The 22,098-nt window shown below is 74.5% G+C and carries 19 protein-coding genes; 14 read left to right on the forward strand and 5 right to left on the reverse strand.

Translation table 11 applies throughout. The features are described 5' to 3' along the window. The 10 genes from ACFXAM_RS21110 to ACFXAM_RS21155 form a co-directional block, all read left to right on the forward strand. On the forward strand, window positions 1–948 hold a 948-nt coding region (locus ACFXAM_RS21110), incomplete at its 5' end, for a carbohydrate ABC transporter permease (protein WP_380293404.1). A gap of 9 nt (window positions 949–957) precedes the next feature. Beyond that, entirely contained in the window at window positions 958–1,797 is an 840-nt protein-coding gene (locus tag ACFXAM_RS21115; protein WP_380293406.1) for a carbohydrate ABC transporter permease, read from the forward strand. Continuing rightward, window positions 1,797–3,401, forward strand: coding sequence for an amylo-alpha-1,6-glucosidase (locus tag ACFXAM_RS21120; protein ID WP_380293408.1), 1,605 nt, complete (start codon window positions 1,797–1,799; stop codon window positions 3,399–3,401). The genes ACFXAM_RS21115 and ACFXAM_RS21120 overlap by 1 nt, the downstream gene beginning before the upstream one ends. A 108-nt stretch (window positions 3,402–3,509) precedes the next feature. Next, window positions 3,510–4,535 (forward strand): RNA ligase family protein, encoded by a 1,026-nt coding sequence (locus ACFXAM_RS21125; RefSeq protein WP_380293410.1) that lies wholly within the window; start codon window positions 3,510–3,512, stop codon window positions 4,533–4,535. A gap of 62 nt (window positions 4,536–4,597) precedes the next feature. Beyond that, a complete protein-coding gene (locus ACFXAM_RS21130) occupies window positions 4,598–5,473 on the forward strand; it encodes a nitroreductase/quinone reductase family protein (protein ID WP_380293412.1) in 876 nt (291 codons plus the stop codon). Between the two features lie 289 nt (window positions 5,474–5,762). Beyond that, on the forward strand, window positions 5,763–7,061 hold the full coding sequence (locus ACFXAM_RS21135; RefSeq protein WP_380293414.1) for a diaminopimelate decarboxylase: 1,299 nt from the start codon (window positions 5,763–5,765) through the stop codon (window positions 7,059–7,061). A gap of 161 nt (window positions 7,062–7,222) precedes the next feature. Continuing rightward, on the forward strand, window positions 7,223–7,945 hold the full coding sequence (locus ACFXAM_RS21140; RefSeq protein ID WP_380293416.1) for a DUF998 domain-containing protein: 723 nt from the start codon (window positions 7,223–7,225) through the stop codon (window positions 7,943–7,945). Between the two features lie 136 nt (window positions 7,946–8,081). Beyond that, window positions 8,082–9,041 carry a GlxA family transcriptional regulator gene (locus ACFXAM_RS21145; RefSeq protein ID WP_380293418.1) on the forward strand — a complete coding sequence of 320 codons (960 nt, stop codon included), beginning with the start codon at window positions 8,082–8,084 and terminating at the stop codon, window positions 9,039–9,041. Window positions 9,042–9,228: 187 nt separating this feature from the next. Next, complete coding sequence (gap, locus tag ACFXAM_RS21150) at window positions 9,229–10,227, forward strand: type I glyceraldehyde-3-phosphate dehydrogenase (RefSeq protein ID WP_380293420.1); 999 nt, start codon at window positions 9,229–9,231, stop codon at window positions 10,225–10,227. Window positions 10,228–10,390: 163 nt separating this feature from the next. Beyond that, on the forward strand, window positions 10,391–11,416 hold the full coding sequence (locus ACFXAM_RS21155) for an LLM class flavin-dependent oxidoreductase (protein WP_380293422.1): 1,026 nt from the start codon (window positions 10,391–10,393) through the stop codon (window positions 11,414–11,416). A gap of 15 nt (window positions 11,417–11,431) precedes the next feature. Here ACFXAM_RS21155 and ACFXAM_RS21160 read toward each other — a convergent pair whose 3' ends face one another. Next, window positions 11,432–12,820, reverse strand: coding sequence for an MFS transporter (locus ACFXAM_RS21160; RefSeq protein ID WP_380293424.1), 1,389 nt, complete (start codon window positions 12,818–12,820; stop codon window positions 11,432–11,434). After that, window positions 12,817–13,620, reverse strand: a complete 804-nt coding sequence (locus tag ACFXAM_RS21165) for a glycerophosphodiester phosphodiesterase (protein WP_380293427.1) — start codon at window positions 13,618–13,620, stop codon at window positions 12,817–12,819. The genes ACFXAM_RS21160 and ACFXAM_RS21165 overlap by 4 nt, the downstream gene beginning before the upstream one ends. A gap of 203 nt (window positions 13,621–13,823) precedes the next feature. Between ACFXAM_RS21165 and htpG the strand changes: the two genes are divergently transcribed. From htpG to ACFXAM_RS21180, 3 genes are all read left to right on the forward strand, one after another. Beyond that, entirely contained in the window at window positions 13,824–15,740 is a 1,917-nt protein-coding gene (gene htpG, locus ACFXAM_RS21170) for a molecular chaperone HtpG (protein WP_380293429.1), read from the forward strand. Between the two features lie 461 nt (window positions 15,741–16,201). Then, window positions 16,202–17,413, forward strand: coding sequence for a hypothetical protein (locus tag ACFXAM_RS21175; protein ID WP_380293431.1), 1,212 nt, complete (start codon window positions 16,202–16,204; stop codon window positions 17,411–17,413). Between the two features lie 49 nt (window positions 17,414–17,462). Then, window positions 17,463–19,667, forward strand: coding sequence for a tetratricopeptide repeat protein (locus ACFXAM_RS21180; RefSeq protein WP_380293433.1), 2,205 nt, complete (start codon window positions 17,463–17,465; stop codon window positions 19,665–19,667). 70 nt (window positions 19,668–19,737) lie between these two features. On the opposite strand, the gene ACFXAM_RS21185 is transcribed toward ACFXAM_RS21180, so the two are convergent. The 3 genes from ACFXAM_RS21185 to ACFXAM_RS21195 all read right to left on the reverse strand — a co-directional run bounded on the left by ACFXAM_RS21185 (window position 19,738) and on the right by ACFXAM_RS21195 (window position 21,369). Further along, window positions 19,738–20,310 carry an MAB_1171c family putative transporter gene (locus tag ACFXAM_RS21185; RefSeq protein WP_380293435.1) on the reverse strand — a complete coding sequence of 191 codons (573 nt, stop codon included), beginning with the start codon at window positions 20,308–20,310 and terminating at the stop codon, window positions 19,738–19,740. Continuing rightward, entirely contained in the window at window positions 20,303–20,788 is a 486-nt protein-coding gene (locus ACFXAM_RS21190; protein ID WP_380293437.1) for a ParH-like protein, read from the reverse strand. The genes ACFXAM_RS21185 and ACFXAM_RS21190 overlap by 8 nt, the downstream gene beginning before the upstream one ends. Before the next feature lie 158 nt (window positions 20,789–20,946). Then, entirely contained in the window at window positions 20,947–21,369 is a 423-nt protein-coding gene (locus ACFXAM_RS21195) for an XRE family transcriptional regulator (protein WP_380293439.1), read from the reverse strand. Between the two features lie 256 nt (window positions 21,370–21,625). Here ACFXAM_RS21195 and ACFXAM_RS21200 point away from each other — a divergent pair, with 256 nt between their 5' ends. After that, on the forward strand, window positions 21,626–22,060 hold the full coding sequence (locus ACFXAM_RS21200; RefSeq protein WP_380293441.1) for an Ohr family peroxiredoxin: 435 nt from the start codon (window positions 21,626–21,628) through the stop codon (window positions 22,058–22,060). Window positions 22,061–22,098: the final 38 nt, after the last annotated feature.

Genomic DNA, 22,098 nt, shown 5'->3' on the forward strand with positions numbered 1-22,098 from the left:
CGGCGGCGCAAGCGCTCCGCCGCCGGGCCCGCCCCCGCCGCCCCTGCCGCGCGCGGCGGCCGCGAGCCGCTCTGGCGCCGCCGCGACCGCCGCTGGGCGCTGGTCTTCCTCGCCCCCCAACTGCTCGGGCTGCTGGTCTTCCTGGTCGGCCCGCTCGGCTTCGCCGTCGTGCTGTCCTTCATGCGCTGGGACGGCCTCGGCGACGCCACCTGGGTCGGTCTGGACAACTTCCGCACCCAGCTGACCGACCCCGAGTTCGGCCGCGCGGTCTGGAACACCCTCAAGATCGGCCTGATCACCGTGCCCGGCGGCCTGGTCCTCGCCCTGCTGATCGCACTCGCCCTGCACGGCGTGCGCGGGCGCACCGCCTACCGGGTCGTCTACTTCCTGCCCGTCGTCACCAGCTCCGTCGCGGTCTCGGTGATCTGGCAGATGATCCTCGGCGGCGGCGCGGACGGCATCCTCAACGGCACCGTCCACGACCTGTTCGGCATCACCCTGCCGGACTGGCTGGCCGACCCGGACTGGGTGGTGGTCGCCGTGGCGGTGGTGACCGTCTGGTCCTCGCTGGGGCTGAACGTGGTGATCTTCCTGGCGGGCCTCGCCACCGTCCCGGCCAACCTGCTGGAGGCCGCCCGGATCGACGGCGCCGGACCGTGGCAGACCTTGCGCTCGGTCACCCTGCCGCTGCTGTCGCCCACCGTCTTCTTCACCGTGGTGGTCTCGGTGATCAGCTCGTTCCAGGCCTTCGACCTCGTCTACGTGCTGGTCAACCCGGACCACAACGAGGGGGCCCAGACCATCGTCTACAAGGTGTACCAACAGGGCTTCCGGGAGTTCCACTTCGGCCTCTCCAGCGCCGCCGCGCTGCTCCTGCTGCTGCTCACCCTCATCGTGACCGCGGTCCAGTTCCAGGCGCAGAAGCGCCTCGTCCACTACGAGTCCTGAGGCGCCGCCATGACCGTCCGCCACTCCACCGCCCCCCGGCAGCTCCTCCTGCACACCGCGCTCGTCCTCGGCGGCCTGCTGATGCTGTTCCCGTTCGTCTGGATGGTGCTGACCTCCTTCAAGGGCGTCAGCCAGATGATCAACGAGCCGCTGTCCTGGCTGCCCTCGCCCTGGCGCGCGAAGAACTACCCCGACGTGCTGCGCGAGGTGCCGATCGGGCGGGCCTACTGGAACAGCATGTACATCGCGGCGATCACCGTCGCCGCCACCCTGCTCACCGGAGCGATGGCCGCCTACGCCTTCGCCCGCATCCCGTTCCGCGGCTCCGGGCCGCTGTTCGGCCTCTTCCTGGCCACCCAGATGGTCCCGGCCCAGGTCACCATCGTGCCGCTCTACATCATGCTGGCCAAACTCCAGCTGATCGACTCCCACCTGGCGCTGATCCTGCCCGCCGTCGCCAACCCCTTCGCCGTGTTCCTGCTGCGCCAGTTCATCCGGGCCGTCCCGGTGGAGCTGGAGGAGGCGGCCCGGATCGACGGCGCCGGCCGCTGGACGATCTTCTGGCGGATCGTGCTGCCCAACATCCGGCCCGGCCTGTGGACGCTCGGCATCATCGTCTTCCTGGCCAGCTGGAACAGCTACTTCTTCCCGCTGGTGTTCCTCAACACCTCGGAGCTGTTCACCGTCCCGCTGCTGCTCGACTCCTTCAACTCCCAGCGCGGCGGCATCGACTACGGCCTCACCGCGGCGCTGTCCGCGATGACGGTGGTGCCGATGCTGATCGCCTTCCTGATCGGGCAGCGCAAGATCCTCAACAGCATGGCCTCCTCGGGCCTGGGAGGGCGCTGATGTCCCCGACCCCTTCGTTCGGTTTCGAACTCGACCTCGTGGAGCGGCCGTTCACCGAACGCGGCGCGCATCTGCTGGTCACCGCCGGCCCCGCCCCGGCCGACGGCCTGCGGGTCGCCCGGGCCGCGTACGAGACCCCGCTCGCCGCCACCACCGAACTCACCGGACTCCTGCTGCACGACGCCGACGGGCGCCCGCTGCCGGTCGTGACGGCCACGCCCGTCGAGGTCGCCTTCGCCGGGGGCGTCTCGCTGCTGTTCGCCGACCCGGACACCCTGGTGCTCGCCGGCCACGGCGCCCGGGCGTCCTGGCGGCTGCCGGACGGCACCGGGCGCACCCTCGCGCTGGACGGCTGCCACGTGCTGGTGGGCCCGCCGGGGGAGTGGTCCGCCCCCGCGGTGCGCGCCGCCGCCGAGGCCCGCTGGAACGACTGGTTCGCCCGGATGCCGGCCGTCCGCCCCGACCTCGCCGAACGCGCCCGGACGGCCTGGTGGACGCTGGCCGTCAATCTGCTGCCGATCGCCGGGCGGGAGGGCCTGGTCCCGTCCAAGTACGGCTACGTCGGCGTCTGGAACTGGGACGCCCTGTTCCACGCCGTCGCGCTGCGCCACGGCGACCCGGCGCTCGCCCGCGACCAGATCCTGCTCTTCCTGGACCACCAGCTGCCGGACGGCCGGCTCCCCGACGTGGTGCACGAGCACGGGGTGCTGGCCGACACCACCGACCTGCCGCGCGCCGACCACGCCAGGCTCGCCGAGCACGTCGGCAGCGCCAACGGCGCGCGCCCCGAACGCGCGCCGGTCCCGGTCACCAAGCCGCCCCTCGCCGCCTGGGCCGTCTGGAAGGTCCACGAGACCGATCCGGACGTCCCCTTCCTCGCCGCCGTCTACCCCCGGCTGGTGCGCGCCCACACCTGGTGGTTCGCCGCCTCCGACCCGGACGGCGACGGCCTGCCCGAGTACCTGCACCCCTACTCCTCCGGCCTGGACGACAGCCCGGTCTGGGACTACGGGCCGCGCGCCGAGCCGCCCGACCTCAACTCCTACCTGGTGCTGGAGGCCGACCGGCTGGCCGACATCGCCGGCGCCCTCGGCCGCCCCGCCGAGGCCGCCCGCTGGCGCGAGCGCGCCGCCGCCCACGCCCGGCTGCTGGTGGAGCGGCGCTGGGACGGCACCCGCTTCACCACCCTGTCGGCCGGCGCGCGCGTGCCGGTGCGCACCGCGCTCGACCTGATGCCCCTGTTCAGCGGCCGGCTGCCCGCCGGGATCGCCGCGGCCCTGGAACGGACCCTGCGCTCGCCCGCCTACTGGGGCGAGCGGCCGGTGCCGACCGTGGCCTTCGACGACCCGGCCTTCGACCCCGAGGCGATGTGGCGGGGGCCGGTCTGGCTCAACGTCAACTACCTGCTCGCCGAGGGCCTGGAGCGCTCGGGCTTCCCGGGGACCGCCGCCGAGCTGAGGGAACGGACCCTCGCCATGGTCCGGGACGCGGGCGGCCTCTACGAGTACTGGAACCCGCTGACCGGCGCCCGCGCGGCCCGCGCGACCTCCGGCTTCGGCTGGTCGGCGGCGCTGTTCCTGGACCTCGCCAGGGCGGCCGGATGATCTGACCACCCCTGTCCCGCCCTGCCGTCCTCGCCGCGCGGCGCCCGGCCGCCCGGCCCGCCGCAATCCCGTTGCGCGGGCGGCGGCGGGCCGGTGATGATCCGTGGCATGACCGTCGACCGTGCCCTGCAGCCCTATCCCAAGATCCCGGCGCGCGGAGGCGTCGCGGCCTCCGGCGCCCGCGCCTGGGTCGCGGTGGAGAAGGTGCACGGCGCGCACTTCGCCGTGGTCTGCGACCGGTCGGGCGTGCGGCCCGCGAAACGGCGCGAACTGCTCGGCGACGACGGGCTCGACGACTTCTTCGGGGTCAGCCGGATCTGGCCGGCCCTGGCGGTGGCGGCGGCCCGCTTCGCCGCGGCGGTGCGCGAGGCCGCGGACCCCGCGGCGGTGGTGACCGTCTACGGCGAACTCGCCGGCGGCGGCTACCCGCACCCCGGGGTGGCCGCCCCCGACGGGGTCCAGCCGGTGCAGACCGGCGTCTGGTACGCCCCGGGCCTGCACTGGCTGCCGTTCGACGCCACCGTCGAGACCGCCGCCGGGCGCCGCTGGCTCGCCGACCGCACCCTGCGGGAGGCCGCGGCCGCCGCCGGGCTCGTCTGCGCGCCCGCCCTCGGGCACGGCGCCCTGACCGCCCTCCAGGAGCTGCCGGCTGCCTTCCCCACCAGGGTCCCGGTCCTGCTCGGCCTGCCCGCGCTGTCCGGCAACCTCGCCGAGGGCTACGTCCTCAAGCCGGCCGGCCCCTGGCCGCCCGAGGCCGGGCCGCGACCGCTGCGGAAGGTCAAGCAGCCCGCCTTCGCCGAGGACGAGCGCTACGACGGCGCCCGCCCCTACCTGCCGCCGCCGGACGGCGCGGCCGGCGTCCCCGCCTGGCTCCTGGTCCAGGCCGCCGCGCTGCTCACCCCGGCCCGCGCGGCCGCCGCCGTCAGCAAGCTCGGCCCCCGCACCCCGCCCGCCGCCGTCGCCGGGGAGATCACCCACGACGTCACCGACGAACTCGCCGAGGCCCTCGGCGGCCTCTCCGACGGGACCCGCGAGGCCCTCCACCGCGCCCTCGCCCCGGCCGCCCGCACCCTGGCCCGGTTCGACGCGGACGACCGGAGCGGCGTCCGATCCCTTGCGGACGGGGGGAGTTGACGGGCCTCGGCGGCCCCCGTTAGTTTGCCTTTGCTTTCAAAGCAAACGATGGGGGTGTCCGCATGAGCGGGAACGAACGGATCATCAAGGAGTTCCGGGAGAACAACGGCCGGGTGGGAGGGGTGTTCGAGGGCGTCCCGCTGGTGCTCCTCACCACCGCGGGCCGCCGCACCGGCAGGCCGCACACCACCCCGGTGGTCCAGCTGCGCGACGGCGGCCGGTACGTGGTGTTCGCCTCCAACGGCGGCGGCCCGGAGCACCCCGACTGGTACCACAACCTGGTCGCCTCGCCGCAGGTCACCCTGGAGACCGGCACCGGGGAAGGGCGCGTGAAGCCCCTCGCCACCCGCGCCGTCGTCCTGGAGGGCGAGGAGCGCGACCAGCTCTACGAGCGGCAGTGCCGGGTGAACCCGGCCTTCCGCGAGTACCGGGAGAAGACCACCCGGGTCATCCCGGTGGTCGCCCTGCACCCGCTGGACCTCTCCGCCGACGGCGAGCGCAACCGGATGATCGGCCGCCAGCTGATCGCCCACCACAACGAGCTGCGGGACCGGATCGCCGAGGTCCGCGCCGCCGTCGAGGCCGCCCTGAACGGCGGGCCCGCCGCCAGCCCGGCCCCCGACCTCACCCGGCAACTCCACCGCCGCTGCCTCGCGTTCTGCTACGGCCTGCAACTCCACCACACCCGTGAGGACGGCTCCTTCACCGCCTTCGAGCAGCACTTCCCGCACCTGGCACCGGCGATCACCCGGCTGCGCGAGGAACACGAGGTGGTCGAACGGGCCCTCGCCCGCCTGGAGCGGCTCCTCGCGGCGGAGCACGACGACCTCGCCGCACTCGCGGCGGAACTCGACCGCGTGACCGACGGCCTGGAGGAGCACTTCGCCTACGAGGAGGAACACCTGCTCCCGGCCCTCGACGTCCCCCACCCGTCCTGACCGACCCCTCCCCGGCCGGCCGCCGCGTACCCCCGGCGGGGGCCGGGACCGGGCGCTGCCGGTTCGCCGCGCACGGCGGTGCGGCGGCCCCGTCCTCGCCGGGGGGCACCGGTGCGCCCGCTCCGGCGGCGCCGTCCGGCCGGGTGACGCGGGGCCGTTCCCGGACATCCGCGCCGTGGGACGCGGACGCGGCCGCCGTCCGCCCGGCAGCCTGGTGCCACGCCCGGAGCGGGGGACCGCCGGACCGCCGGGCCACCCGCCGCCCGACGAGCCCGTGGAGCGCCCCACCATGACCCTTCCCCAGCCCGCCGCCCGCCGTGAACTCGTGCTGCGCGAGGCCGTGCGCCACCGGCTGCTCGACCCGGAGGACGCGCTGCTCGCCGCCTTCGTCGACCTCGACGGCGTGGCCGCGAGCGTCGCCGACCTGCACGCCGCCTTCCCGTCCGGGGTCGAGGTGCTGCACACCTTCGCGGCCAAGGCGAACTGCCTCGTCCCGCTGCTGGCCCGGCTGCGCGGGCTGGGCCTGGGCTGCGAGGTGGCCAGCCCCGGCGAGTTCGCCCAGGCCCTCGCGGCCGGCTTCGACCCCGGGCGGATCGTCCTCGACTCGCCCGCCAAGACCCGCCGGGAGCTGGTCCGGGCCCTGGAGCTGGGCGCCGCCGTCAACATCGACAACTGGCAGGAGCTCGACCGGGTCGACGACCTGCTGCGGGCCGGTGCCTCCGCCTCCCGGATCGGCGTGCGGGTCAACCCGCAGGTCGGCGCCGGGCGGATCGGCGCGATGAGCACCGCCACCGCGACCTCCAAGTTCGGCATCACCCTGGCCGACGCGGGGAACGCGCAGCGGCTGGTGGAGGCGTTCCGCGCGCGTCCCTGGCTCACCTGGATCCATGTGCACGTCGGCTCGCAGGGCTGCCCGCTGGACCTCATGGCCGAGGGCGTCGCCCGGGCCGCGGCCTTCGCCGAGCGGGTCAACGCCGAGCCGGGCCGCCGCCGGGTGACGGGCATCGACCTCGGCGGCGGACTGCCCGTCAACTTCGCGGACGACACCACCGCGCCCGGCTTCGCCGACTACGTGGACCGGCTGCGCGCGCACGCCCCGGAGCTGTTCGACGGCCGGTACCGGCTGGCCACCGAGTTCGGCCGCTCGCTGCTCGCCAAGAACGGCTTCACCGCCGCGTACGTCGAGTACACCAAGGAGGCCGGGGGCCGCCGGATCGCCGTCACCCACGCGGGTGCCCAGGTCGCCACCCGCACGGTGTTCATGCCGGACGCCTGGCCGCTGCGGATCACCGCGCACCACCCCTCGGGCGCCGCCAAGGACGGGGCGCCGGTGGCCCAGGACGTCGCCGGGCCCTGCTGCTTCGCCGGTGACCTGCTGGCCAGGGGCCGGGAGCTGCCGCCGCTGGAGCCGGGCGACCTGGTCGCGCTGCTCGACACCGGCGCGTACTACGCGACGACCCACTTCCAGTACAACAGCCTGCCCGAGCCGGCCGTGCACGGGTTCACCGTGGACGCCGCCGGCGAGGTGCGCTTCGAGCCGCTGCGCCGGGCCCAGCGCGTCGAGGAGCTGCTGAGGCCGGTCGGCTGACCCGGCGTCGGGGGTGACGGGTCGGTGACGTTCCGTCAGAACGGCAGGCCGTGGGGGTTCCCGGGCGGCGCGGGGCGGGTATCACCCTGCCGCGACCGCGACCGCGACCGCCGTTCCCGGCCGCGGCGCGACAGCCTCAGTTCGTCGAAGGAGGCCTCGTCATGCCCCGAACCCCCGACGCCGTCCGTCCCCCCGGCACCGTCCGTCCCCCCGCCGCACCCCAGGCCCAGGACGCGCGCACCGTGCGCCGTCTGCGGCTGGGGATCGGGCTGCTCGGCTCCCTGCTGCCGATCGTGCTGCCCGTCGGCAACAGCCTCACCTCCGCCCGGATCGCCCTGCTCAGCTCGATGAGCGCGTCCTACTACACCTCGATGCGCAACGTCTTCGTCGGCGGCCTCTGCGCCATCGGCGTCTTCCTGATCTGCTACCGCCACGACCGCCGGGAGGACCGGCTGAGCTCGGTGGCCGGGGTGCTGGCGATCGGGGTGGCCCTCTTCCCGACCGAGCCGCCCGACTCCGTCACGGCGCACCCCAGCGGCGCCCAGACGGCCGTCGGGACGGTCCACCTCGGCCTCGCCGCCGGGCTGTTCGGCGTGCTGGCCTACTTCTGCCTGCGGCTGTTCGCGGACTCGCCGGCCGAAGGCGGCCGGCGCCCGGCGCGTGACCTCGTCTACCTGGTCTGCGGCTGGGTGATCGTGGCGGCCGTCGGGGCGGTCGCGGTCGCCGGGGTGCTCCACCTGGCCCGGGACTGGCCGCTGACCGTGCCCTACCTGGGCGAGGCGGTCGCCGTGCTCGCCTTCGGCGTGGCCTGGCTGGTGAAGAGCGAGGCCCTCGCCGGCCCGGCCCCCCGCCCGGCCGGCCGGGCCGCCCCCGCCGGCCCCTGAGGGCTCCGGGGGCCCGGGCCCCGGCCGGGGCCGGACCGCGGACCCGCGCCGATGGCAGGATGCTTGCGGCCGGTGTCGGACCGGCCGGGGCGCGCCGCGGCGCCCGCCGGCACCCGCGGGGAGCGGAGGAGGTCCGATGGGCCGCAGGAAGCACCAGGTGGCCGTGCTGGTCCTGGAGGGGGCGAAGCCGCTGGACGTGGGCATCCCCGCGCAGGTGTTCTCCAGCCGGCCGAGCATGCCCTACACGGTGCGGGTCTGCGGTCCGGCGCCCGGGCTGGTGACGGGCGGCGACGGTCTCTCCTACCACGTGGCCGAGGGCCTGGAGGCGGTCGAGCACGCCGACACCGTCTTCGTGCCCGGCTACCGCGACCCGGCCACCACCGAACCCCCGGCGGCCGTCGTCGAGGCGCTGGTGGCCGCCCACCGGCGGGGCGCCCGGCTGGCCGCGATCTCCACCGGGGCGTTCGCGCTGGCGGCCACCGGGCTGCTCGACGGCAGGCGGGCCACCACCCACTGGCACTACGCCAAGGTCCTGGCGGAGCGCCACCCGCGGATCCGGGTCGACGAGAACGTGCTGTTCGTCGACGAGGGCGCCGTGCTCACCTCGGCCGGCGCGGCCTCCGGCATCGACCTCTGCCTGCACCTGGTGCGGCGCGACCACGGGGTGGGCCTGTCCAACCACGTGGCGCGCCGGCTGGTGGCCGCGCCCTACCGCAGCGGCGGCCAGGCCCAGTACGTGCCGCGCAGCGTGCCCGAGCCGCTGGGCGACCTCTTCGCCGGCACCCGCGAGTGGGCGCTGGAGCACCTGGCCGAGCAGCTGACGCTGGAGGGGCTCGCCCGGCATGCCCGGGTCTCCGCGCGCACCTTCTCGCGCCGGTTCGTGGAGGACACCGGCTACACGCCGATGCAGTGGGTGCTGCGGGCCCGGGTGGACCTGGCGCGCGAGCTGCTGGAGCGCACCGACCTGGGGGTGGAGCAGATCGCCGACCGGGCCGGGCTGGGCACGGGGGCGAACCTGCGGCTGCACTTCCACCGCGTCCTCGGCACCTCGCCCACCGAGTACCGCCACACCTTCGCGGCCCGCGCCGAGGACTGACACCGGCCCTCCGGCCGGGCGTGGCGGGATCCTTGCGACCGTTGGCAGGGATGCTGGCGGGATCCTTGCGCACCATGTCGATCCAGCCCCTGTCCGGCGGCTTCCAACGGTCCGATGATTGAACCGTCACCGAACGAACGGACCGCCCGGAGCACCCGGACCGCCCGGCCCGACCCAGGGAGCCCTCATGACCCGCATCGCCATCAACGGCTTCGGCCGCATCGGCCGCAACAGCCTGCGCGCCCTGGTGGAGCGCGGCAGCGAGCTGGAGGTGGTCGCCGTCAACGACCTCGCCTCCGTCGACTCGCTCGCCCACCTGCTCCGCTTCGACAGCTCGCTCGGCCGCTTCCGCCACCCGGTGCGGGTCGAGGGGGACGAGCTCGTCGTGGACGGCCGCCGGATCAAGGTGCTCGCCGAGCGCGACCCCGGGAACCTGCCCTGGGCGGAGCTCGGCGTCGACCTCGTCCTGGAGGCCACCGGCCGCTTCACCTCCGCCGAGGCCGCCCGCGCCCACCTCACGGCGGGTGCCCGGAAGGTGCTGGTGAGCGCCCCCTCCGACGGCGCCGACGTCACGCTGGCCTACGGCGTCAACACCGACGCCTACGACCCGGCCGAGCACGTGATCGTCTCGAACGCCTCCTGCACCACCAACGCGCTGGCCCCGCTCGCCTCCGTGCTGGACGCGCTGGCCGGCATCGAGCACGGCTTCATGACCACCGTGCACGCCTACACCCAGGAGCAGAACCTCCAGGACGGCCCGCACCGCGACCTGCGCCGCGCCCGCGCCGCCGGCGTCAACATCGTGCCGACCACCACCGGCGCCGCCAAGGCGATCGGCCTGGTCCTGCCGAACCTCGACGGCAAGCTCTCCGGCGACTCCATCCGGGTCCCGGTCCCGGTCGGCTCGATCGTCGAGCTGAACACCACCGTCGCCCGCGAGGTCACCCGCGAGCAGGTGCTCGCCGCCTACCGCGCCGCCGCCGACGGCCCGCTGAAGGGCATCCTCGACTACGCCGACGAGCCGCTGGTCTCCGGCGACATCACCGGCGAGCCCGCCTCGTCCATCTTCGACGCGGCCCTCACCCGGGTCGACGGCAAGCACGTCAAGGTGGTCGCCTGGTACGACAACGAGTGGGGCTTCTCCAACCGGGTCGTCGACACCCTGGAGCTGCTCTCCCGCGGCTGACGGGAGCCCGGGCCGCCGGGAACCGCTGCGGGGGTGTGACGCGGATGTTGCGCCCCGTGGCGATCCTCCGGCGGCCCTTGAGCGGCCCCGGCCGGTGTGTGACGGTGGACGGCACGCCCGGCCGTCCGCCCGCCGGGCGGGAACCGAGGAAAGAGGACGACCGGTGCCGTCGCACACGCAGCCCCTGCGCAAGCTGGGTTTCCTGACCATCGGGCTGTTCGACCCGGCCGACCCGGGCGCCGGCCACGAGTCGACGCTGCGGCTCGTCGAACTCGGCGAGCGGCTGGGCTTCGACAGCGCCTGGGTGCGCCACCGCCACCTCCAGCACGGCATCTCCTCCCCGGTCGCCGTGCTGGCGGCGGCCACCCAGCGCACCAGCCGGATCCGGCTGGGCACGGCGGTGATCCCGGTCGGCTGGGAGAACCCGCTGCGGCTGGCCGAGGACCTCGCCACCGTCGACCTGCTCTCCGGCGGCCGGCTCGACCCGGGCGTGAGCGTGGGCCGCCCCGGCCACTGGGAGCAGGTGTCCGGCGCGCTCTACCCGGACACCGCCGACGCCGAGGACTTCGGCTACCGGCGGGTGGACCGGCTGCTGGGATTCCTGCGCGGCGACCCGGCCACCGACTTCAGCGGGGTCGAGGGCATCGAGGTGTACTCGGACAGGGTGCAGCCGGTCTCCCCGGGCCTGGCGGACCGCCTGCGCTACGGCGGCGGGAGCCTGCGCTCCGCCCGCTGGGCCGGTGAGCGCGGGCTCGGCCTGCTCACCAGCAACGTGGTGCGGGCGGAGGAGTCCGAGGACTTCGCCGAGATCCAGCGCTCGCACATCGCCGCCTTCCGCGAGCGCCACCCGCTGGGTGCGCGGGCCCGGGTCTCGCAGGGCCTGGTGGTGATCCCGACCGACAGCGCCACCGCCGAGCAGCGGGCGCGCTACCACGCCTACGTCGACGGCCGCACGGCGCGCACCACCGCCCCGCAGGGCCTGGCGCGGGTGATGTACGCCCGGGACCTGATCGGCAGCTCCGCCGAGATCGCCGAACAGCTGTACGCCCACGCCGGGTTCCGGGAGGTCGACGAGGTGGTCTTCGCGCTGCCGTTCACCTTCGGCCACGAGGACTACGTGCAGATCCTCACCGACATCGCCACGAACCTCGCCCCCGCCCTCGGCTGGAAGCCGGCCGACGACGCCTGACCGGGGCCGGGGCCGTCACAGGCGCTCGGGCACCGGGTTGCCGACGGCCTCGATCGCCCGCCGCACCGGGACCTTCAGCAGCACGGCGAAGCCGACGACGAAGAACACCAGCAGCGAGACGATCGCCGACCGGTAGCTGCCGGTGACCTGGTAGGCCAGGCCGAAGACCAGCGGCCCCATCCAGCTGGTGCCGCGGTCGCTGACCTTGTAGACGCTGAAGTACTCGGCCTCCTTGCCGGGCGGGATCAGGTGGGAGAACAGCGAGCGGGACAGCGCCTGGCTGCCGCCGAGCACCAGGCCGATCATGCAGGCCAGGGCGTAGAACCAGGCCGGCTGGTGCGCCGGCATGACGTACCCGAGCGCGACGGTGACCACCCAGCCGAGCAGCGAGCCCAGGATGGTCCGCTTGGCGCCGTAGCGGTGGGCGATCCGGCCGAGCAGCAGCGCGCCGCCGATCGCCACCACCTGCACCAGCAGCACGGCGGTGACCAGCGAGGTCTGGTCCATGCCCAGTTCCTCGCTGCCGTAGAGGGAGGCCTGCGAGACGACGGTCTGGATGCCGTCGTTGTAGCAGAGGAAGGCAGCCAGGTAGAGCAGGGTGAGCGGGTGGCGCCGCATGCCGCGCAGGGTGCGGCCGAGTTCCCGCAGGCTGCCGGCGGCCGGCTCGTTGCGGACCTCGGCGGCGGCGCGACCGGGGAGCACCCCGGCCCGGGACGGCAGCCGGAGCATCGGCACGACGGTGAACAGCGCCCACCACAGGCCCGCCGAGGCCAGGCAGATCCGCACGGCGGTGCCCTCGGTGAGGCCGAAGGCGTCATGGCCCTGGAACAGCGCCAGGTTGGCGATCAGCAGCAGCCCGCCGCCGGCGTAGCCGTACGCCCAGCCCTTGGAGGACACCGCGTCGCGCTCGTCGGGCGCGGCCAGGCCGGGCAGGTAGGCGTAGGAGAGCGCGACCGACACCGCGTACGCGAGGTTGGCGACCACCAGCAGGGCGCCGCCGAGCAGGTAGCGGTCGCCGCCGAGGAAGAACATGCCCATGGTGGCGGTCGCGCCGAGGTAGGCGAAGCCGCCCATCAGCTCCTTGTGCCGCCCGGTGCGGTCGGCGACCGTCCCGGCCAGCAGCATCGCGCCGACCGAGAGCAGCACGGAGAAGGAGACCGTGTAGGGGAAGTAGGAGCCGGCCCGGATCGACAGGCCCAGGGGGTGGACGTTCCCGTCGGCGTCGGCGGCCGCCTTGGCGACCGAGGTCAGGTACGGCCCCAGGAACACCGTCAGGACGGTGGCGGAGAAGGCCGCGTTGGCCCAGTCGTTGACGTACCACCCGACCTGTATCCGGCGCAGTGCCCGGCGGTCGTCCTCGGTGGCGGTCGCCGGATGTTCCGGCCGGTCTGTCGTGGTGCTCATGCTGTTCCCATCCCCGTGCTGGAGCCGTCGCCGCCGGGGGTCCAGCAGCCGCGCTCGCGGAGGACGTCGCGCAGGACGTCGATGCGATCGGCCATGATGCCATCCACCCCCAGGTCGAGCAGCGAGCGGATGCGGGTGGCGTCGTCCACGGTCCAGACGTGGACCTGCAGGCCGAGGCGGTGCGCGGCGCGCACGAAGGCCCGGTCCACCACCCGGACGCCCCGGTGCCGTTCGGGCACCTGCGCGCAGAGGCCGGCCCACGGCGCCGTGCCGCCGCGCGCCAGCGGCCCGGCCAGCGAGCGCAGCCGCAGCCGGGCGACCTCGCGGGGGCCGAGCGAGGTGGCCAGCCGGGGCCCGGCGGCGGCGCGCACGGCGGCGAGCCGGGCGTCGGAGAAGCCGCCGACGCAGACCCGGTCCCAGGCCCCGGTCCGGCGGACCGCCTCGACCAGCGGCCCGACGGCCGGCGCCGCCTTGACGTCGATGTTGAACCGGGCGCCGGGGAACGCGTCGAGCAGGTCCTCCAGCAGCGGGACCGGTTCGGTGCCGCCGATCCGCGCCTGCCGGACGGTCCGCCAGGGCAGCTCGGCCACCACCCCGGTGCGGTCGGTGACCCGGTCGAGCCGGTGGTCGTGGAACGCCACCAGCACGCCGTCGGCGGTGGTGTGCACGTCCGTCTCCAGGTAGCGGTAGCCGAGCGCGACGGCGGCCTCGAAGGCGGCGAGCGAGTTCTCCGGGCGGCCGAGGTCGCCGCCCCGGTGGGCGAAGGCGAGCGGCCCCGGGTGGTCGAGGAAGGGGTGCATGCGGTGCTCCGTGCTCTGTGCTCCATGGGTGCTCCACGGGGTGCCCCGGGAGGTGCTCCACGGCGCGTGACATTGTTACATCCGATGTCAAGCTGTAACGCCCACGGGGCCGCGTGGCCGCCTATCATGCGGATGCGGAGGGGGCCGCCCGGCGTCCCTCCGCGTCCGTCGCTCACGCACCGCCCCAGAGAGGAGCCCCCCGAGTGGGTAGCACTGTCGAGACGCTGGAATTCCAGGCCGAGACGCGCCAGTTGCTCCGGTTGGTGATTCACTCGATCTACTCGAACAAGGACATCTTCCTGCGCGAGCTGATCTCGAACGCCTCCGACGCCCTGGACAAGCTGCGGCTGGAATCACTGATCGACTCCGGCCTCGACGCCGACACCTCCGACCTCCACATCACCCTGGAGGCCGACCCCGAGGCGCGGACGCTGACCGTCCGCGACAACGGGATCGGGATGAGCCGCGAGGACATCGTGGAGCTGATCGGCACCATCGCCAAGTCCGGCACGGCCGGACTGCTGGAGAAGATCAAGGAGACCGAGGACGCCGCCGCGGCGCAGAGCCTGATCGGGCAGTTCGGCGTCGGCTTCTACTCGGCGTTCATGGTCGCCGACCGGGTCACCCTGCACACCCGCCGGGCCGGTACCGAAGCCGGCACCCGGTGGGAGTCGGACGGCGAGGGCACCTACGAGATCCAGGCCGTCGACGGCCTTCCCGTGGGCACCTCGGTCACCCTGCACCTCAAGCCCGCCGACGGCGAGGACGGCCTGGCCGACTACCTGGCCGACCGGAAGATCCGCCAGATCGTCAAGCAGTACTCGGACTTCATCCGCTGGCCGATCCGGATGGCGAGCGAGCACACCGACGCCGACGGCACCACCACCCGGCAGGTCGACACCCTCAACTCGATGAAGGCGCTGTGGGCCCGGCCGCGCAGCGAGGTCACCGAGGCCGAGTACACCGAGTTCTACCAGCAGATCAGCCACGACTGGCTCGCCCCGGCCGAGACCGTCCACATGCGCGCCGAGGGCACCTTCGAGTACGAGGCGCTGCTGTTCATCCCCTCCCAGGCGCCGTTCGACCTGTTCTCCCGCGACGCCAAGCGCGGCGTGCAGCTGTACGTCAAGCGGGTGTTCATCATGGACGACTGCGAAGCGCTGATGCCCGACTACCTGCGCTTCGTCAAGGGCGTCGTGGACGCCCACGACCTGTCGCTGAACATCTCCCGGGAGATCCTCCAGCAGGACCGCCAGATCCGCGGGGTGCGCCGGCGCCTGGTGAAGAAGGTCCTCGGCGCGCTCAAGGACATCCAGGCCAAGGACACCGAGCGCTACCTGAAGCTGTGGGACCAGTTCGGCCGGGTGCTGAAGGAGGGCCTGCTGGAGGACGCCGACAGCACCGCGTCCCTGCTGGAGCTGGTCTCGGCGGCCTCCACCCACGACGCGGAGCGCCCCACCACCCTGCGCGAGTACGTCGGGCGGATGAAGGACGGCCAGGAGGCCGTCTACTACCTGACCGGCGAGGACCGCGCCACGGTGGAGAACTCCCCGCACATGGAGGCCTTCGCCGCCAAGGGGTACGAGGTGCTGATCCTCACCGACCCGGTCGACGAGGTCTGGGTCGAGCGGGTGCCCGACTTCGACGGCCACCGGCTGCAGTCCATCGCCAAGGGGCAGGTCGACCTCGACGGCCCGGACGGCGGCGACGAGGAGGCCGGGGCCGAGAAGGCCAAGCGGGAGCAGGAGTTCGCCGCGCTGCTGCCGTGGCTGACGCAGGCCCTGTCCGGGCAGGTCAAGGAGGTCCGGCTCTCCTCGCGGCTGACCACCTCGGCGGCCTGCGTGGTCGGCGACGCCCAGGACATGACGCCGACCCTGGAGAAGATGTACCGCGCGATGGGGCAGGAGGTGCCCCCGGTCAAGCGGATCCTGGAGCTCAACCCCGCCCACCCGCTGATCACCGGGCTGCGCGCGGCGCACGAGGCCGACCCCGCGAACCCGGCCCTGGCGGAGATCGCCGAGCTGGTCCACGGCGGCGCGCTGCTGGCCGAGGGCGGTGACCTGCCCGACCCGGCGCGCTTCACCCGGCTGCTCACCGAGCGGCTGGCCCGCGGCCTCTGACCGCACCCGCCCCGCGACCCCGGCCGCCGTTCCGCGGCCGGGGTCGTCGCGTTCCCGTGCCATTCATTTCAGTTTATTCATTGCCGGGGCGCTACCCCGCGAGACCCGGTGCGCATCTCTTGACGCGGGCCGCTCACGTTCACCACCCTTGGTGCTGGCCGAGCTGAGGTGACTGGGAGTCAAACTTCTATTCATCTCAGCTCATGGCTGACTCTGTTGACCGCCCGTCATGGAAGGAGATGTCCGTCATGAAGAAGATCGTCGTCCGCAAGACCGGCCCGGTCCGTCTGACCAGCACGGCTCGCGCGCTGTACCTGCCGTGGGACTGCATCGTGACCCAGCAGCTCTGATCCCGGCTCCGGGCACGGGGGAACGCGGTGCCGGCCGGGTGCGTCCCGGCCGGCACCGCTCCGCCCCGCCCGGCCCCGTCCGTCCGCCGCCCACCTCCCACAGGAGGACCCGTGTACTCCTCCGTCGACAGCGGCTCCGACGCCCCGGGCCTCGACCTGGACCGCCCGCTGCCGTTGCGCCGGCTCGTCTACCTGGAGGAGGGCGACGAGGTCACCATCGGCAGCCCCGAGAACGACACCTACGCCGTCTTCCCGGCCGACGGCGCCGAACTGGTCCGGCTGCTCGCCGACGGCGCCACACCCCGCGAGGCCGCCGAGCGCTACCGGCAGGCGCACGGCGAGAGCGTCGACATCGCCGACCTGGTCGAGGTGCTCGCCGACCTCGACCTGCTCCGCCCCGCCGGCGAGGCCGCCGGGGTGCCGGCCGCCGCGACCGCGCCGGTGCGCTGGCAGCGGCTGGGCCGGGCGGTCTTCAGCCGGCCCGCGCTGATCGGCTACGCACTCCTCGCCGCCCTCGCCGCGGCCGAGATGATCCGGGTGCCCGCCCTGGTCCCGAGCATGGACAACCTGTTCTTCAGCCCCTCCTACACCCTGGTCGTGCTGCTGCTGTTCTTCGGCCAGGCGCCGCTGCTCGCCCTCCACGAGGCCTTCCACGCGCTGGCCGGCCGACGGCTCGGGCTCCGCTCGAAGCTCTCGATCGGCCGCCGCCTGGTCTACCTGGTGCTGGAGACCTCGCTCGACGGACTGGTCAGCGTGCCGCGCCGCAAGCGCTACCTGCCCATCCTGGCCGGCATGCTGGCCGACGTCCTGGCGATCGCCGTCCTCACCCTGACCGCCGACCTCCTGCGCGGGATCGACGCGGGCGCCGCCCGGCTCTGCCTCGCGATCGCCTACGCCACCGTGCTGCGGCTCGCCTGGCAGGCCTTCTTCTACCTGCGCACCGACCTCTACGTCCTGCTCTGCACCGCGCTGGGCTGCGTCGACCTGCACGCCGCCGCGAGCGACGTCCTGCGCAACGCCGCACGGAGGTTCACCGGACGCCCGCCGGTGGACCTGTCGGTGCACCACCCGGTCGACCGGCGGGTCGCACGCTGGTACGCCTGGCTGATGGTGACCGGCTACGCCTTCACGCTCACCATGTTCGCCGGCGTCGTCGTACCGACCGCCTACCGGCTGCTGCGCGACATGTGGCTGCGGCTGACCGGCGAGGCGTCCGTGGCCGGACGGCTCGACTCGCTGCTGCTGATGCTGCTGAGCCTCGCCCAGACCGGCGTCGTCGTGGTCATCGCCCTGCGCGAGCGGCGTGCCGCCCGCGCGCTCTGACACCGCGTTCCCCCTGATCCCACGTCACCGCACGAAAGGCAGCTGAGCCATGGCCGAACACCGCCACCACTGGGTCCGTGCCGCCCGGCGCTCCGCCCGCGTCGAGGCCCGCGACCGGCTGGAGCTGCCGCCCGTGCTCGCCGTGGTGAACGCCGACCGCCGGCTGCGCGGGCCCTACACGGCGGTCGGCTCGGTGCTGCGGGCGATCGTGCCCGACGCGCTCGCCCGCTGCCCCGAGGCCGTCTCCGGGCACGACATCGAACTCCTCTCCACCACCCCGGAACTGCGCGAGCTGGTGCCCGCCACCCGTGAGACGCTCACCTCCCTGGCCGTGCCCAAGGAGCGCACCCGCTTCTACTCCGCGCTGCGCACCCTGCGGATCGCCCACGGCCTGGTCGAGTTCCTGGAGGCGTACCTGCGCGCCGCCGGCGACGGCCCGCGCACCCTGGTCGTCGACGACGCCCACCGCGCCGACCCCACCGACGGCGAGTTCCTCGCCGTCCTGCTGCGGCGGATCGACCCCGGGCTGCTCACCGTGGTGGTCACCACCGGCACCGAGGCCCTGGAGCGCCCGGACGGTCCGGGCCGCGAGACCCTGCCGGACGCGCTCGCCGCGCACTGTGCCGTGCTGGACGTCCCCGCCGCCCGGGAGGACGGCCCGTCGCGGGCGGGCGCTTCGGACCCGGGGCTCGGCCGCGCCCACGTCGTCGCCGACGGCACCGGCGACGACCCCGCCGCGCTGGCCGCCTACCTGGCGCTGCCGGCCGACGAACGCGCCCGGCTGCACGACCTGCGCCGCGCCGAGCTGGAGACGGTCGGCGAGTCCTCGCTGAGGCTGGGGGCCATCGCCTGGCACGCCGAGCACGGCAGCGACCCGTCCGGCGTCGGCGCCGACATCCTGCGCCACGCCCTCGACCACTGCATGGACCTCGGCTACTACCACGCGGTCGTCGACCTCGGCGAGCGCGGCCGCCGGCTGGTCACCCACGAGAGCCACCCCACCCACTGGTGGGCCTTCACCACCAAGATGACCACCTCCTTCGCCGCGCTCGGCCTGGCGGAGCGCGCCCTGCCGCTCTACGACGAGGCCCGCACGCTCAGCGCCTCGCCCGAGGTCCACATGCAGGCCGCGTACGCGACCGCGATGCTGCACACCCGGCACTTCGAGGCCGGCCGGCGCGACCACGGACTGGCCCGCGCCTGGGCCAACCAGGCGATCGCCTTCGCCCGCTGGCACCCGGACCCCAAGGAGCGCGAGGCGCGCGTGGTGTTCAACCGCAACGGGCTCGCGCTGATCGAGGTCCACCAGGGCCGCCCGCAGGCCGCGTTGGAGCTGCTGGACGCCTGCATCGCGCAACTGGACGAGACCCTGGAGCCGCACGAGCACGCGCTGCACCGCTCGGTGCTGCGCTACAACCGCGCCCAGGTGTACGCGGCCCTCGGCCGGCACGCCGAGGCCGTCGCCGACTACACCGCCGTGATCGACTGCGACCCCAACTACGCCGAGTACCACTTCGACCGGGGCATGCTCTGGCGCGACCTCGGCGAACCGGAGCGGGCGCTGGCCGACTACGACCGCGCCGTCCGGCTCTCCCCGCCGTTCCCCGAGGCGTACTTCAACCGCGCCGACGTGCTGGCCGAACTCGGCGACACCGAGGCGGCGGTGGCGGACTTCGGCTACGTCCTCCAGCTGGACCCGGAGTTCGACGACGCCCGGCTCAACCGGGCCTCGCTGCTGTTCGAGGCCGGTGCCCACGAGGCCGCCCGGGCGGACGTCCGGGCCGGGCTGGCCCGCACCCCCGGGAACGCCCGGCTGCTCTGCCTCCAGGGCCAGTTGCTGGCCGCGGCGGACGACCCCGCGGCGGCCGCCGACGCCTACGCGGCCGCGCTCTCCGCCGACCCCGACTACGCCCAGGCCTGGGCCCTGCTCGGCGAACTGCGCTACCAGCAGGGCGATCTGGACGGAGCGGGCCGCAACCTGGCACGCGCCGTCGAGCTGTCCGCCGAGCCGGGCCTGCGGTTCAACCTGGCCGTGGTCCACCACGACGCCGGGCGCTACGGCGAGGCCGTCCGGCTGCTGGACGAGGTGGTGGAGTCCACCGAGGACGTCGACGCCCGGCTGCAGCGGGCGCGCTGCCTGATCGGCCTGGACCGGGCGGAGACCGCCAGGGCGGACCTGCTGGCCTGCCTGGCGGCCGACCCGGACTCCGCAGGCCAGGTGTACGAGCTGATGCCCGAGCTGGCCCGCGCCTGAAGCGGCCCGCACCCGAGCCGGTCCGTCCCCGGTCCTCGCCACCGGCGTCCCCCGGGACCGGGGACGGACCTCAGCGCGGTGCGGCGCCGGCCTGTGCCAGTTCGGCCCGCACCCGGCGGCGGACGTGCGCCATGACGGGTGAACCCCGGTACGCGGCGGCCACCTTGACCAGCCACGCCGCCTCCTCGCGGAGTCCGGCCACCACCGGGTGCGGCACCCACCCGGGGCCGGGCCCGGCGGGGAAGCGGTGCCCGGCCCGGGCGGCCTCCAGCGCGGCGGCGATCGCGGCGGCCTCCACCAGCGCCGCGAACTCCTCCGGACCGGAGGGGCGGGCGACCTCGCGCACCCAGTGCGCCACCCGGGGGTGCAGATGGGGGCGCAGCGCCAGCTGGCCGTCGCGGATCTCGATGATCCGCCGGTAGAGCGCGAACCGGATGTCCCGCCGCCCGCCGGCCGGACCGAACTCGCGCTCCGGCGTCATGAGTTCGATCTCCGGCAGCTCCGAGCGCAGCACCGACCAGAGCGGCCCGAGCCGGCGGTGGTCACGCCGGGCCCAGGCCCGGCCGCCCGGGTCGGCCCGCCGGACGGCGCGGCGTACGGCCCGCCGGAGCCGGGGGAGGCGGCTGCGGCGTCGGTCAGCCACGCCGGGCCGCACCGCGCGGCCGTGGGCGGTCGAGCGCGTACCCCAGCCGCAGGATCCGCTCGGCGAGCCGCGCGGTCACGGTGGCCCGGGGCCGGTGCAGCGCCCGGTGCAGGGCCAGCGAGGCGACCAGCTCGGCCTCCTGCTCCTGGCGCTCCGAGTATGCGGACCGGCCGAGCACCCGGTGGACCAACTCGCCCGGCAGCCGGGGGAGCAGGGCCTGGGCGACGCTCGCGCCCGGCGCGGTGCCACCGGTGTGCCCGCAGAGCAGGTGGCCGATCTCGTGCAGCACGATGTGCTGCTGGTGCAGCGCGGTGGTGTCGAGCGGGTAGCCGATGTAGTCCGCCCGGTCGGTGCTGACCAGCGCGCCGCAGGGCGCGTCGACCGGGCCGGAGAGCGGGATCAGCTCGATCGGCCGGCCGCGCCGCCGGGCGAGCGCCTCGGTCAGCGCCGGAATGCCGAAGGGCTCCGGGAGCGGCATCGAGTCCGCGACGGTGCGACATCGTTGCCAGAGCCCGCGTCGCTCCGCCCCACCCGGTTGCCCCACGTCCGTTCCCCCCGGTGCTCGACCACCCTCAGCCGGGAGGTGATCCTACGGACGGGGACGCGCCGGGAGAACCGCTTCGACGCCGATTTCCGCTACCTGCCGCCGCCGGCCTCCAGCCGGGCGATCGCCTCGATCATGTCGCGGATCGTGCCGAGCCCCTCGGGCGACAGGGTCACCGCGCGCAGCGCCACGTCGCGCACGCCCGCGTCCCGCAGGGCGCCGAGCAGGGCCAGCTCCTCGGCGATCCGGGCGCTCTGCCGGTCGTCGAAGAAGTACACCGGCGGGACCTGGAAGAACTGGGCCAGGGCTTCGAGGTGACGTTTCGTCGGATTGTCCCGGCGGCCGGTGCGCAGCTGCCACAGGTAGGTCGCCGAGAAGCTCTCACCGGTCGCCTCGCGGCAGGCGCGGGCGACCTCCTCGTGGGTGTACGGCTCGCGGTCGGGACGGCGGACCACGTCGAAGAGCCGGTCGATCTTCCCTGCGAGCGTGGACGTACCGGAGTCTGCGTCGGGCACGGCACACCTCTCCCCTCACCCCGGGCACACGCGCGGTGCGTGTGCGGATCGAGCACGCGCGACGGTCGCCCATTGTAGTTCCCCCTCGCCCCGCGCGGAGCCGCCGGACGGGCCGTCACCTCGGTCGTCATCACCACCTTGACTGGTGACGCGCATGGCTGCCATGCTGGCGTCACCACCTCGACCGGTGACGGGAAAAGGGTCCGTGACTCCGGGGTGGCCGGACCGCAGTCGATCCAGATGGGGAGCATCAGTCATGGCAGTCACCTACACCGCCGTTGTCGACGTCGACGGGGAGGGCCGCAACGGCGGCAGGGTCCGTTCCTCGGACGGTCTGCTGGAGACCGCTCTCGCCATCCCGAAGGAGTTCGGCGGCGCGGGCACCGCGACCAACCCCGAGCAGCTGCTGGCCGCCGGCTGGGCGGCCTGCTTCCTCGGGGCGCTGCGCCTGGCCGCCGGCGCCCGCGGGATCCGGCTCACCAGCACCGCCGTCACCGCCGAGATCACGCTGACCCACGGCGACGACGGCGAGTTCGGCCTCTCCGCCGTCCTCAACCCGGTGCTCGGCGGGGTGGACCAGGCCACCGCCGAGGAGCTCGCCCGGGCCGCCCACCGGACCTGCCCCTACTCCAAGGCCACCCGCGACAACATCCCGGTGACCGTCAACGCCCGGGCCGCCGGGGCGGTGTGACCCGGCCGGACCCCCTGACCGCGGGTCCCGCGCCCTCC

This window comes from Kitasatospora sp. NPDC059462, assembly GCF_042749955.1.
GTDB lineage: Bacteria > Actinomycetota > Actinomycetes > Streptomycetales > Streptomycetaceae > Kitasatospora.